General features: G+C 65.6%; 11 protein-coding genes. 2 read left to right on the plus strand and 9 right to left on the minus strand.

Annotated features, from left to right (window positions below; all coding sequences use genetic code 11):
* Nucleotides 1-49: 49 nt before the first annotated feature.
* Nucleotides 50-1,018, minus strand: a complete 969-nt coding sequence (locus ABI582_RS26475) for an alpha/beta hydrolase (protein ID WP_338744701.1) — start codon at nucleotides 1,016-1,018, stop codon at nucleotides 50-52.
* A 141-nt stretch (nucleotides 1,019-1,159) separates the two neighbouring features.
* Between ABI582_RS26475 and ABI582_RS26480 the strand changes: the two genes are divergently transcribed.
* Nucleotides 1,160-2,281: a cupin-like domain-containing protein gene (locus ABI582_RS26480; RefSeq protein WP_442120745.1), complete on the plus strand. Its 1,122-nt coding sequence runs from the start codon at nucleotides 1,160-1,162 to the stop codon at nucleotides 2,279-2,281.
* Nucleotides 2,282-2,354: 73 nt separating this feature from the next.
* A complete protein-coding gene (locus ABI582_RS26485; RefSeq protein WP_442120746.1) occupies nucleotides 2,355-3,323 on the plus strand; it encodes a siderophore-interacting protein in 969 nt (322 codons plus the stop codon).
* A 40-nt stretch (nucleotides 3,324-3,363) separates the two neighbouring features.
* Here the strand turns inward: ABI582_RS26485 and ABI582_RS26490 are convergent, their stop codons facing one another.
* The 8 genes from ABI582_RS26490 to ABI582_RS26525 form a co-directional block, all read right to left on the minus strand.
* Nucleotides 3,364-4,755 carry an aspartate aminotransferase family protein gene (locus tag ABI582_RS26490; RefSeq protein ID WP_258908103.1) on the minus strand — a complete coding sequence of 464 codons (1,392 nt, stop codon included), beginning with the start codon at nucleotides 4,753-4,755 and terminating at the stop codon, nucleotides 3,364-3,366.
* A gap of 214 nt (nucleotides 4,756-4,969) precedes the next feature.
* On the minus strand, nucleotides 4,970-6,292 hold the full coding sequence (locus ABI582_RS26495; protein WP_442120747.1) for an ATP-binding protein: 1,323 nt from the start codon (nucleotides 6,290-6,292) through the stop codon (nucleotides 4,970-4,972).
* Nucleotides 6,289-6,972, minus strand: coding sequence for a response regulator (locus ABI582_RS26500; RefSeq protein WP_258653437.1), 684 nt, complete (start codon nucleotides 6,970-6,972; stop codon nucleotides 6,289-6,291). Before ABI582_RS26500 ends, ABI582_RS26495 begins: the two co-directional genes overlap by 4 nt.
* A 402-nt stretch (nucleotides 6,973-7,374) precedes the next feature.
* Nucleotides 7,375-7,938 (minus strand): nucleotidyltransferase family protein, encoded by a 564-nt coding sequence (locus ABI582_RS26505; RefSeq protein ID WP_442120748.1) that lies wholly within the window; start codon nucleotides 7,936-7,938, stop codon nucleotides 7,375-7,377.
* A complete protein-coding gene (locus ABI582_RS26510) occupies nucleotides 7,935-8,906 on the minus strand; it encodes an XdhC family protein (RefSeq protein ID WP_442120749.1) in 972 nt (323 codons plus the stop codon). Before ABI582_RS26510 ends, ABI582_RS26505 begins: the two co-directional genes overlap by 4 nt.
* 2 nt (nucleotides 8,907-8,908) lie before the next feature.
* Nucleotides 8,909-10,135 carry a c-type cytochrome gene (locus ABI582_RS26515; protein WP_442120750.1) on the minus strand — a complete coding sequence of 409 codons (1,227 nt, stop codon included), beginning with the start codon at nucleotides 10,133-10,135 and terminating at the stop codon, nucleotides 8,909-8,911.
* Nucleotides 10,136-10,137: 2 nt separating this feature from the next.
* A complete protein-coding gene (locus tag ABI582_RS26520) occupies nucleotides 10,138-10,674 on the minus strand; it encodes a (2Fe-2S)-binding protein (protein WP_016488319.1) in 537 nt (178 codons plus the stop codon).
* Nucleotides 10,667-13,498 (minus strand): xanthine dehydrogenase family protein molybdopterin-binding subunit, encoded by a 2,832-nt coding sequence (locus ABI582_RS26525; RefSeq protein ID WP_442120751.1) that lies wholly within the window; start codon nucleotides 13,496-13,498, stop codon nucleotides 10,667-10,669. The genes ABI582_RS26520 and ABI582_RS26525 overlap by 8 nt, the downstream gene beginning before the upstream one ends.
* Between the last annotated feature and the right edge of the window lie 81 nt (nucleotides 13,499-13,579).

Consider the following 13,579-nt stretch of genomic DNA (forward strand, 5'->3'; position numbering starts at 1 on the left):
GGGCTGGCTTGTCGGCGATGGGGCGCGCGGCGCCCCTGGCAAGCCTGAGTCATGACTGGCCGGCAATCCCTTCCAACCACTGCCCGACATCGCGGTAAATCTCCTCCACCTGCCCCACGATCCCCGACATGCGCAAGAAGTCATGGGTCAGCCCTTGCACTCGCGCAAACGTCACAGCCGTCCCGCCGGCCAGCAACCAGTCACGGTAGGCAATGCCCTCGTCATGCAACGGGTCATACTCGGCCACAAACAGGTAGGCCGGCGCCAGCGGCTCACACAGCGTCGACAGAAGCGGCGACACCCGCCAGTCCCGGCGCTGCTCCGGCTGCGGCGCATAGTGCTGGTAGAACCACTCCAGGGTCGGCGTCTCCAGCAGGTAGCCCTCGGCATGCTCGCGATGCGAGCCCCGCTGGCAGGAAATATCGGTCACCGGGTAGAACAGCAACTGTGCCAGTGGCTTGAACGCCAACACTTCGGGCTGCTCGACCGCCGTAATCGCCAACACCGCTGCCAGGCTGGCGCCCACGCTGTCCCCCGCCAGCACCACGCGGCGGTTGTCCAGGCCCAGGGCCGCTGCCTGTTCGGCCAGCCAGTTGGCAACATCCAGCACATCGTGCAGGGCGACCGGGAACTGCTGTTCCGGTGCCAGCCGATAATCCGCCGCCAGCACCGCGAACTCGCCAAGGGCCGCAAGGCGGCGGCACACCGAGTCGTGGGAGTCGAGGCTGCCAACCACATAGCCGCCACCGTGCAGGTAGAAAATCACTGGTTGCAAGGCTGCGCCCGCTTCGCCCTGGCGATACAGGCGCGCAGCCAGGCTGGCACCGTCGCGCGCGCTAACCTGCAACTCCCTGACCGTGACATTGCCCGGAGGGCTCGGGTCGAGCACCTGCGAGCTGCCGGCGAACTCGGCCCGGGCCTGGGCCACGTCCATCGCGTGCATGGGCAGGCTCCTGCCCGTCAGCCGGCCAAACTCGACCAGTTCCAGAAATGCCGCCAGATCAGGGTGCAGTGCCATGTGGGTTCCTTGGGTAAACAATGTGACTCAAGCATCCCTACGGGACGTAGCAGCACGCCGAAAAATTACCCGCCCTACGGCTAAATCGTTGGCGCAGGCGCTCGTTATCCCTGCACAACGAAACACCGCCCGAGGCACACCGTGGACCTTCAGAGCATCCTCAGCAAACTGTTCGCCAACGCCCATGCCGTCGGCATCGAAGGCGTATTCCAGTTCGTCTTCGCCCAGGACCTGGCCTTCTGGTCGGAGGTACGAGACACCAGCCGCACCGGCCCCGGCCGGCACAGCGCCCCCGATGTCACCATCGAGGTGGCCGAGCGCGACTTTCTCGGCATCATGGGCGGTACGGCCAATGTCGAGGAACTGTTCGCCAGCGCACGATTGAAGATTACCGGCAACATGGGCCTGGCCACCCTGCTGCCGCAGATCATCAGCAACGCCCGTCGGGGTGCCGCAGCGGCCAAGGTGTCGATGAACCAGCGCTACCCGACCCCTGCCCGCCTCAGCGAACGGGTGTCGATCGCGCAGTCAGTGCAGCGTGAGGTGGTACGCATTGCCCACACCGACATGCCAGTGGCACGCTTCAAGAGCGAGTATTTGCAGCACGGCACACCGGTGGTCATCAGCGATGCCTTGCAAAACTGGCCGCTATTCACCATGGGCCGCGAGGCATCACTGGAGCACTTCGCCGAATTGCAGGGCATCACCCGACACGGTGATTACGTGAAGAAGACCTTCTCCACCGACCGCGATTTCCGCTCAACCTCCATGGCCGCGTTCATCGCCTCGCTGGACACCCCGGCCAAACCGGGGGACACCCCGGCCTACATGGGCAACAACATCGTGCCGGAAAAGCTGCTGAAACTGATCAACTACCCGCAATACTTCAGCCGCGACAAATTCATCGCACCGCGCATCTGGATCGGGCCAAAAGGCACCTTGACGCCCCTGCACCGCGACGACACCGACAACCTGTTCGCCCAGGTGTGGGGGCAGAAGTCGTTCATCCTCGCCGCGCCGCATCACCGCCCTGCCCTGGGCACGTGGTCAACCAGCCCCAAAGGCGGCCTCGACGGCTGCGATTTCAATCCTGACGCCCCGGATTACCAGCGCTTCCCCGCAGCGCGCGACGTGCCGTTCTTGCGCGTAGTGCTGCAGGCCGGCGACCTGCTGTTCCTGCCGGAGGGCTGGTTCCACCAGGTGGAGTCGGTGTCTACCTCGCTGTCGGTGAACTTCTGGGTGAACTCCGGGCGCGGCTGGTAATGGCCGATGCGGGGTTAATTTGCAGCGCCAGCGGCTCGTCCCTAGAGGAAACCGCTTGCAAGAGGCCCATCGCATGTCCAGCTCCGCCAGCATCACCCATGCGCTGCAGCAAGGGCTGCGCCGCCTGATCAAAGGCCGCGCCCCCGCCACCGGCGCCTACCGCATCTTCGATCTGGTGCTTGCCCGGCGCATCCACCTCAGCCCCTCGCTGGCTCGCCTGGTATTCACCGGCCCGGATGTCGCCCAGATGGTCACCCTGGCGCCGGACCAGCGCGTCAAGCTGCTGTTTCCCGCCCCCGACGGCTCATTGCCAAACCTGAGCAACGAGCGGCACTGGAAGGCTGCACACAGCGCCTTGCCGACAGACCAGCGCCCGCCCATGCGCACCTACACCATCCGTGCCCTGCGCCGCGAGGCGCTGGAGGTGGATATCGACTTCGTGCTGCATGGCGTCAACGGCCCCGCTTCGGCCTGGGCCACGCACGCGCAAGTGGGTGACAGATTGCAGATGGTCGCGCCCAATCTGGCCCATGAAGGCGACCCCGGCGGGTATGAATGGAAACCGCCGCAGGGTGTACGCAACGTGCTGTTGGTTGGTGACGAGACGGCATTGCCGGCCATTGCCGGCATTCTTGAGCAACTGGCCGACGACCAGCCCGAATTGGCGGTGCAGGCATTCATCGAGGTACCGCTGGAAGCGGACTGCCTGCCTTTGCGCCATGGCAATGCTACCGACCTTCACTGGTTGCCGCGCGAGTTGCTCAATTGCGAGCATGGCCAGGCCATGCAGCAGGCGGTGCGCGAACTGGCCAGCCTGCCGCAGGGGCAAGCCGCGCCGCAGGTAAAGCTGGAAGCGGTGGATATCGACACGCGGATACTCTGGGAGCAGGCCAGTAGCGCCAACAGTGCGTTCCATGCCTGGGTGGCGGGGGAATCGGCGACAGTCATGGATATTCGCCGCTACCTGATCAAGGAGCGCGGGCTGCAGCGCGAGTGCCTGACCTTGATGGGCTATTGGCGGGCCGGGCGGACCTTTGACTGAGTGGAAATAACCGGGGCCGCGTTGCGGCCCCCGCCAGGGTTCAGACCGCCGCGATCAATGCCTCGGCAAAACGCTGCGCCACTTCATCAACCTGCTCGGCGCTGATGATCAATGGCGGCAGGAAGCGCACCACCGCACCATGCCGCCCGCCCAGCTCCAGGATCAGGCCGCGCTTGAGACACTCACGCTGCACCTTGGCCGCCAGCTCGCGGTTGGCCAGCGGGCGACCCAAGGCATCCGTTTTGCCCTGTGGGTCCACCAGTTCGACCCCAAGCATCAAGCCACGCCCGCGCACATCACCCAGTTGCGGATAATCGCGCTGCAACTGCAGCAGGTGCTGGCGCAAGCGCTGCCCCATGGCCTCGGCATGCTCGGCCAGGCGATGCTCGACCAGGTAGTTGATTACCGCCGACCCCGCCGCCATGGCCATCTGGTTGCCACGGAAGGTGCCGGCATGTGCGCCCGGCTTCCAGGTATCCAGCCAGTCGCGGTACACCACCACCGCCAACGGCAGGCTGCCGCCAATGGCCTTGGACAAGGTGACCACGTCCGGCACGATGCCGGCATGCTCGAAGGCGAACATGCGCCCGGTGCGGGCAAAGCCGCTCTGGATCTCGTCGATGATCAGCGCCACACCGGCCTGCTCGGTGATACGGCGTACACCCCTGAGCCATTCGATGTCGGCCGGGATCACCCCACCTTCGCCCTGCACCACCTCAAGGATCACCGCCGCCGGCAGTGGCACGCCGCTTTCCGGGTCGAGCAGCAGGTTTTCCAGGTAATGCAGGTTGGCCTTCACCCCAGCTTCGCCGCCCAAGCCGAACGGGCAGCGGTAGTCGTAGGGGTATGGCATGAACTGCACGCCGTTGCCGAGCAAGGCGCCCAGCGGCTGTTTCGGCCCATTGCTGCCCATCAGGCTCAGCGCGCCCTGGCTCATGCCGTGGTAGGCGCCATGGAAGGCCAGCACCGTGCTGCGGCCGGTAGCCGTGCGTACCAGCTTGAGCGCCGCCTCCACGGCATCGGTGCCGGTCGGGCCGCAGAACTGCACCTTGGCCTCGCGGCGCAGCGCCTCGGGCAGGATGCCGAACAGGTCCTGGACGAAGCGGTCCTTGACCGGCGTGGTCAGATCCAGGGTGTGCAAGGGCAGCTCATCAGCCAGCACACGCTGAATTGCCTCGACCACCACCGGGTGGTTGTGGCCCAACGCGAGCGTACCGGCGCCGGCTAGGCAATCGATGAACTGGCGGCCTTCGACGTCCTCCACGTAGATGCCACGGGCGCGCTTGAGCGCCAGCGGAATGCGCCGCGGGTAGCTGCGGGCGTTGGACTCCTGCTGTTGCTGGCGTTGCAGCAGGGGTGATTCGGTAAACTCGTACAAAGGTTGCGACGCGCTGACCGGTGCAACCTGGGCAAGGCTGGAAGCGGTGGACATGGGTAAATCCTCGCAAGCAAGCGAATGGGCAGTTATCGCTTGGAAAACGCTTGAGTGGCGGGAGGATTTAGCGGTTGTTACTGGATTTTACTTTGCCTGCACCGGCCCTTTCGCGGGTAAACCCGCTCCTACAGGAATCGCACCGCTCTGGAAGCCTGTGCAGTACCTGTGGGAGCGGGTTCACCCGCGAAGAGGCCCGCACAGACGATAAAGATCAATGCCCGGAGCGCGCCGGTACTTGCAAGAGCACCCGCAACCCATCACTACGGCTGTCAAAGCGCAGGCTACCGGCACACCGTTGCACGATCGCCTGGACAATCGCCAACCCCAACCCGCAGCCCCCACTCTGCCCATTGCGCCAGAAGCGCTCGGTCAGGTGCTCCAGGTCGCCTTCGGCAATCCCTGGCCCGTGGTCGCGCACCATGAAGCCCACCTGGCCGTCGTCCATCTGCACCTCCAGCTCTACCGCCTCGTCGCCGCCATGGCGCAGTGCGTTGTCCAGCAGGTTGCGCAGCGCGGCCACCGCCAACGGTGCGGGCATGCCCAGGTAGATCTGCGTGGCTTCTTCAGGCAAACGCAGCACGATGCGGCGGTTGTCACCCCCACCGGCGTCCTGCACCGCTTGGCGGGCCACCTGCTCGGCGCTGCACTGCACGCCGTCCTCGAACGACAGGCTGCCTTCGACCCGCGCCAGCATCAGCAACTGCTCCAGCGTGCGGTGCATGCGGTCGGTGCCCTGCTCGGCATGCTCCAGCGCTTGCTCGCGCACCGCGCCATCGGTCATGCGTGCCACCTGCAGGTGGGTCTTGATCGCGGTCAGCGGGCTGCGCAGTTCGTGGGCGGCATCGTCGGTCAGGCGCCGCTCGCGCTCGATGGTCTGGGCAATGCGCAGGAACAGCTGGTTCTGGGTTTCCAGCAAGGGCTGCAACTCGCTGGGCATGCCCGCCACCTGCAACGGCTCGACACTGTCCGCTCGCCGTCGGCGCAAGGCGTCGCGCATGCGGTTGAGGGGTTCCAGGCCTTTGCCCAGGCCGATCCACAACAGGCCCAGGCTGCCGAGCAAGGCCATCAGCACGGGTGCCGAAGCCGCCAGCAGAATCGACTGGTTAAGCGCCTCGCGCTCCATGTGCCGGTCGGCAGTGGTGATGCGCACATCACCGTGGTTGTAGGTGAAGGTGCGCCACAGGGCATCGTCGATGGTCTGGTCACGGAAGCCGCTGCGCTCGTCGTCCATGGCGCCGTCGTGCTTGTGATTGCTGGCGAGGATCTCGCCACGCAGCGAACTGACCTGGCAGGCCATGCCGTCCGGCACACTGAACTGGTCGGCAGAAAAGTGCGCCTCCCCGCCCTTGGCGGTCAGCGGTTGCGGCAACTGGTCGATCAGCCCGGCGACCATGCGCGCCGATGCCACCAGGCGCTGGTCGAGGGAAAACATCATCTGCTGGCGCAGGTCACGCAGCATCCACGCGGCAGCCAGTACCCAGATGATCACGAAAACACTGCCCAGGATCAGGCTCAGGCGTACCCGCAGGCTCATGATGCGGCCTCCTCCGGTGCCTGCGCGGGGCCCAGCCGGTAACCCAGGCCACGCACGGTCTCGACGATGCCGTTGCCCAGCTTGCGCCGCAGGTGGTGGATATGGACGTTCAGGGCGTTGCTTTCGACTTCGTCGCTGAAGCCGTACACGCAGTCTTTCAGTTGTTCGCTGGACAGCACCCGCCCGGGGTTCTGCAGCAGAGCCTGGAGCAAGGCCTGCTCACGGCGGGACAGGTCGACGGGCTGCCCGGCCAGGCTCGCCTCGCAGCTGCTGGGGTCATACCGCAACGGTCCGTGCTCGATCACATTCACCGCCCGCCCGGCCACCCGCCGCAGCAGGGTATGCAGGCGAGCGGCCAGCTCGCGCAGGTCGAACGGCTTGAGCAGGTAGTCGTCGGCGCCGGCCTGCAGGCCATCGACGCGGTCGGTGACGGCATCGCGGGCAGTGAGCACCAGCACTGGCAGGTCCACCCCCTGCTGGCGCAGGCGACGCAGCAGCTTGAGGCCGTCTTCGTCGGGCAGGCCGAGGTCGAGGATCATCACGTCGAACTGCGCGGCCTGCAGCATCGCCCGCGCATCGGCGGCGTTGCCCACCCGGTCCACGGTCAGGCCCTGGGCGGTGAGGCCGGCGCAGATGCCGGCGGCGATCAGGTCGTCGTCCTCGCAGAGCAGAACGTGCATGGTGGGGCTCCCGGAGTGGTGTGGCTGGCATTGCACCTTGGGCGGATTAAGGGGGCATTATGGACCTTTGTGGGGGGTCAGGGTGCCCGTCTTGGGTGCAGGGGTGGCCCTGATGCTCGCCACAACATTTTCAGCGCCTGGCATATCGAGCGCCGCCCGCGCGGCGCTTCGCAGCACAAGGCTGCTCCTACATCTGTTTCGGGCCAATTTTGTCTGGGAGAGCGGCGCGCGCCCTCTCGGAGCACACCTCTACATCGTGGCGGGTGAAAAAGGCGGTCGCATACCTTGGCACAGGCGTTACTGGCCCGAAACAGATGTAGGAGCAGCCTTGTGCTGCGAAGCGCCGCGCGGGCGGCGCTCGATCTGCCAGGCGCTGAAAATGTTGTGGCAAACCCTTAGGCCCTACATCAACCCCTGTGGCGTATCGACATCCAGCAAGACCCCGGCATCTCCCAGTTCGATTAGCACACAACTGCCCCGATTAGCCCGCACCACCGCCCGCGCCCCTTCATCGCCGCCCAGTTGCCCCAGCGCAGGCCAGAAATCACGCCCGAAAATCACCGGATGCCCCTGCTGCCCCGCATGGCGTGGCAACACGATGGTGGAAGCCGAGGCCGCCGCGGCCAGCTGGCGCAAGGTTGCCGACTCGATCCACGGCATGTCACCCAGCAAGATCGCCACCGCCTGGGCCGGGCTGTCGAGCAACGATCGAGCGCCGGCCGCCAGGCTGTGCCCCATGCCCGAGGCAGCGTCGGGGCTGACGATGACCCGGCAATCGCCTGGCAAGCCAAAATCCTCCCCCCGTTCACCCTCGCGCAACACCACACGCACGTCATCGAACACCGCCCGGGCCCGCTCCACGCTATGCGCCAGCAAGCTGCGGCCATCGGCCAGGGTCGCCCGGCGTTTGTCGGAACCGAAACGCGTGCCGCGCCCAGCCGCCAGCACCAGGGCCACCACGCTCACAGCGCCACCCGCGCAATGCCGTTGCGCACCCGCAGGATATCGGCCAATACCGCCAGCGCGATCTCGGCCGGGGTCTTGCTGCCCAGGTTGAGGCCGATCGGGGCATGGATACGGCCCAATTCCACTTCACCCAGGCCGCCGATGCGCTGCAAGCGCTCGCGGCGCTTGTCGGAGGTTACCCGGGAGCCCATCACACCGATATAGAACGCCTCGGTGCGCACCGCCTCGAGCATGGTCAGGTCATCGATCTTCGGGTCGTGGGTCAGCGCGACCACTGCCGTATCGGCATGGCAACCACCATTGAAGATGAACTCCGACGGCAGCTCGCGGCGCACTTCGATGCCGTCCAGCCGCACGCCATCCAGCACTTCGTCCCGCGGCTCGCAAAGGATGACTTCAAACCCCATGCCCTTGCCGAACTCGGCGCAAAAATGCGCCACGCTGGAATAGCCGGCCAGCAGCAGGCGCTGGGCGGCGCCGACACGCAGGCGAACACGGGCGTTATCCCGCTCGACGCGTGGCCCCTGGCAATGGTCATCGGCCAGCTGGCGGGTACCGTCCGGCAGGCTCACTTCACGCAGCACCCGGCGCTGGCCCAGCAGCGCGCTTTCCAGCGCACGCAGATGCGACTGCACCTCGCACTCGGCCGGCAGGTTCTCCACCAGCACCTCAAGCACGCCACCACACGGCAAGCGGATACTCGAACGCGGGTCGCTGTCGTCACCGTAGCGCACGATGGCAACCGGCTCCGGGAACTCACCCAGGGCCACACGCTCGAGGAAGTCGTCTTCGACGCAGCCACCCGACAGCGACCCCAGCCACTGGCCACTGGCATTGACTGCCAGCAGGGAGCCCGGCGCACGAGGCGCCGAGCCGTAGGTGGCGAGCACCGTGCACAACCACACCCGCTGACCGTTGCACGACCACTGCAAGGCCCGGCGAACCACCTGTAGATCGAGATGCTGCACGTTTACTCCGCCTTCAGCTCGGCGAGCTGCTGTACGTTCAGGTCACCAGGCAATCCACCCCAGGCCTGGCGCAGGTAGTTGACCATATCCGTCACCTGTTGGTCATCGAGCTTGTCGGCAAAACCCGGCATCGGCTGCATGCGCTCGAAGCCGGTGAACTGCTGTTCACGGATGCCTTCGAGGATGACCTTGACCAGGTTGCGCGAGTCACCCTGGCGCAGCACGGTGTTGCCCTGCATGGCCACGGCAATGTGCGGCTTGCCCTCGCCGTCGACACCATGGCAACCGGCGCAAACGTTGAGGTACTGCTGGTGGCCGCGCTTGGCGCTGTCGCTCATCTGCTCCAGGGCAACGGCCTGGATGGCCTTGGCCGGCGGTGGCTGGTCGCCCAGCAGGTAGGTGGCCATGGCCGCCAGGTCGGCATCTTCCAGGTGTTGGGTGCTGTGGTGCACCACCGGGAACATCTCGTTGAACATGCTGCCCTGGGCGCTGATGCCGTGCTTGAGGAAGGTGGTCAGGTCTGGCTGGGTCCAGCCGCGCTCGGCCAGGTCCTGGGCCAGCAAGCTCGGCGCCAGGTAGCCGCCAAGCAGGCCGCCGGTCATGCGCTTGTCCTGCTGCAACGCGCCGATGGGGTTGCGCGGGGTATGGCATTCGCCGCAATGGCCCATGACTTCGACCATGTACTGGCCACGCTGCCAGGCCGGGCTTTTGCCTTCGGTTGGCTGCAGCTGCACGCTCTTGCCATACAGCATGTTCCAGCCACTCAGGCCCATGCGTACATTGAACGGGAAGCGCAACGCGGTTTGCGGTGCCGGGCGGTTGATCGGCGGTATGGTCATCAGGTAGGCGAGGATCGCGTCCGAATCTTCACGCTTGATCAGGTGGTACGAGGTGTAAGGCATCGCCGGATACAGATTGGCGCCGTCCTTGCGCTTGCCCTGGGTGACTGCGGCGAAGAACTCGTCGGCGCTGTAGTTGCCGATGCCGTACTGCTTGTCCGGGGTGATGTTGCTGCCATAAATGGTGCCGAACGGCGAATGAATCGGCAGGCCGCCGGCATACGGCGCGCCGCCTTCGGCGGTATGGCAGGCCATGCAGTCGGCCGCGCGTGCCAGGTACTCACCGCGCTTGACCTGAGCCTCGTCGGCCGCTTGGGCAACCGAGCTGACGGCCAGGGCCATTGAGCTGACGGCCAAGGCCAATGCCAGTGCGTTACGAACGAAGCCCATGCTCACCCCTCCTTGACCAGGCCAAGATCGTTGAGCACCTTGCGGGTGGCGTCGTAATAACGCACGTAGCCGGTGCAGCGGCAGATGTGGTGCCCGAGGCTGGCCTCGATGCGGTCTTCCACTTCGCTCTTCTTCAACGGCTGGCGCTGGGCGGTTTCCACCAGCACGGTAGCGGCGTTGACGAAGCCCGGCGCGCAGTAGCTGCACTGGAAGGCGAACAGGTCGACGAACTTCTGCTGGATCGGGTTCAGCGTGAGGTTGCCGGCCTCGTCCGGTTTGGCGTGGCCCTCGATGGTGCGTACCTTCTTGCCCTCAAAGTAGTGGGCGCCGGTGATGCAGGTGCGCACTTCTTCGCTGGTGCCGTCGGGGTTGTCGACGATCACCACACAGGCATGGCAGATGCCCTGGCCACAGCCCAGGCGCGAGCCGGTGAGGTTCTGGTGTTCGTGCAGGTAGTCGATCATCGCCAGGTCAGCAGGGACCTCGACCGGGCCGACCGGTTGACCGTTGAGGGTCAGTTGCAGTGGACGGTTAGCCATTGAGGGCCTCCTTGATACGGGCTGGGGTGATGGGAAGATCGCGCACGCGCTTGCCGATGGCATGGGCAACGGCATTGCCGATGGCCCCAACGACCGGGATCATCACCACTTCGGCGATGCCCTTGGACGGGTCGGTCGGTGACAGCGGCGGGAGGATTTCGCTGGTCTGCTGCCACACCGCCACGTCGCGCGCATGCGGCAGGCGGTAGCGGTTGAAGTTCCAGTCGCCCTCCCCGGGCCCACCCTCGTACATCGGCATTTCTTCGGTCAGCGCGTGGCCGATGCCCATGGCGATACCGCCCTCAAGCTGGCCCTTGACCAGCTCCGGCACCAACACTCGGCCGCACTCGACCCAGCTGTGGTGGTTGAGCACCTGCACTTCATGGGTGCCCTTGTTGACCTTGACTTCAACGATGGTCGCCACCGGGCTGTAGTAGGTAACCATGGCGTTGTTCAGCTGGGTGTCGGGATAGGCAGCGTTCTGCCGGTCGAGCAGGTGGTAACCGTGGCTGTTCATCTGCGCCTTCTTGGCGTTCACCGCGCCATCGCCGTATTTCACCGCCACGGCGTCAAGCGGGAAGCGCTCGCGCACGCCGTCGATGACGAAGTCGGCCTCGGCCCAGCTCCAACGGTTGAAGCCGTGCACACTGGCGCCGGTAACCAGGCCCATGTCGTGGGCCGTCTGTGCCAGCTGGGCGAACGGGATCGGCTGCAGGCCGTTACCGGTCAGCTCACCATTGACCCACACCGCGTTCTCGCGGCGCACCACCAGCGGGTTGGCCTGGCCGCCATGCGGGCCCTGGCTCCAGATGGCCATGGCCGCCGGCCACAGGCCGTGGTTGAACAGCACGCGCGCCGCTTCGCGGGTGGCATGGCTGAAGTAGAAGGCCGAGTTGGTCGCCGACGATGGCGACGCCAGCTTGCCGACCCAGCGCGGGTTACGCAGCGCAGCGTCCTGCTCGGGCTGGCTGATCAGGTACGGGTTGCCGCTGGTGCTCAGTTGCAGCTCTGGCCATTCGGTAACCGCAGTCCTGACCTCGTCAGCCGAGCGCCCCAGGAAGTCGCTGACCACCAACGCCTGGGAGGTAGACATGCCGGTGCCCAGCTCGGTGCCGATATGGCGCAGGCTGATGCGGCCGTCGCGGCTGAACTCGATGCTGGCCATCGGTGCCTCGGAGCCGGTGCCGAAGTCCTTCTGGCAAATCGCAAAGCCCACGCCGTACCAGTGGTCCTGGTCTTGCGCATCCATCTGCTGCTTGCGTGCGTCGCGGTTGCGCCACCAGTCGTGCACGGCGGCCTTGTCGAGAATCTCGTACAGACGCAGCGCGCCCGCCGGGACCGCGCCCTGGGTGTTCTTCATGCCCGATTTCAGCGCGTTGGCACGGCGCAGGTCGATGGCATCGACGCCCAGGCGGCCTGCGATCTCGTCCACCATCATCTCGGTGGCCGCCATGCTCTGCAAGGTGCCGTAGCCGCGCATGGAGCCGGCCTCGACACCGCGGGAATGGTAGGCGGTGACCGACAGGTCGTTCTGCGGCATGTAATAGATCGACTGCGCGGCGGTGGCGCCTACCGCGGCTACGGACGGGCTGTAGTTGATGCGCCCGCCGCCGTCACAGCTCATGTCGGCGCGGAAGATCTTGAAGCTGTTGTCTTTTTTGTCGACGGCCAGCTGGTAGCGGATATCGAAGGCATGGCGCTTGATACCGCTCTGGAACTGCTCGTAACGGTCGTTGGCCAGGCGGATCGGCACGCCGGCGCCATACAGAGCGGCCACGGCGGCGTAGAAGACGAAGATGTTGTTGTCTTTCGAGCCGTAGCCCACGGTGTAGCCGGGGTGCATGTTCAGCGTGTTCAGGGCGAAACGCGACGGCTTGATCATGTGCACGCATTCCTGCGCCACTTCGAACGGGCACTGGGTGGCAACCACGAAATGCAGCGTGCCGCTGGCCGGGTCGTACCAGCCGTTGCCGTTGTCCGGCTCCAGCGCGGCGGGTTCGATGGACGGCGTCTTGTAGCGCTCGTCGAACACCAGCCAGTCCTCGGGCGGGTTGTCCAGCTGCTCGGCCATGCGATTGGCGTAGAACAGCCCCTGCTCGGTCAGGTCGCCGTGCTGGTTAGGCTGCTTCGACCACACCGGCTTGCGGTTGAGAATGGTCGGGAACAGCATGGAATTCTTCAGGCTGGAGAACTCATCGTCGTCGAACGGCGTGGCCCCGCCCACCCGCACGAAGCGGAAGCTGCCGTAAGGGTCGCGCTGGTACAGCGGCGCCTGGGCGCCGTAACGGATCGCTTGTTCGTTGAACTGCAGCTTGCGCTTGGCCTGGCGGAAGCGCTCGAAGTCTTGCCAGATCAGGATCGCCACCGGGTGGCCGATGAACATCGGCACCTTGCCCGGCGGCAGCAGCGGGTCGGGCGAGTGCGCCTCGGGCCAGGCAATGCCGTCTTTCTCGAGGTCGGCGGCGGTAACGATACGGTCCGGCTGCAGCTCGGCACCGAGCAGGCTGAGGTCGTGACCGGCATAGATACGGTCGGCCTTGGTCGCCTTGAGCAGCAGCGCATGGCCCTGCTGCGTGGGCCAGCCGGGCATGTCCTTGGCGCGGATATCGCGGGCGAACACCTTGTCGCCGCACACCTTGGACAAGGCATCGTTACGGAAGCGCGCCTTGCCGTCATGGTTCATCCACTTCTGCGGCGAGGTGGTGACGCGGTCCTCCATCAGGGCGGCGAATGCCTGGCTGCCAAGTGGCGCCATGGTCACGCCGACACCAGCTATCAGCCCGCCTTGCAAGAAGGCGCGCCTGGAAATATCACGGTTGGACATGCTTGATCCTCTGGGCAGTTGGGGCCTGCCCTATTTTTGATTCTAGTGCTAGCGGGTAAAAGCTGACTTGTGCGTCAACTT

This window comes from Pseudomonas sp. SAS7 (assembly GCF_052112345.1).
GTDB classification, from domain to species: domain Bacteria; phylum Pseudomonadota; class Gammaproteobacteria; order Pseudomonadales; family Pseudomonadaceae; genus Aquipseudomonas; species Aquipseudomonas putida_Q.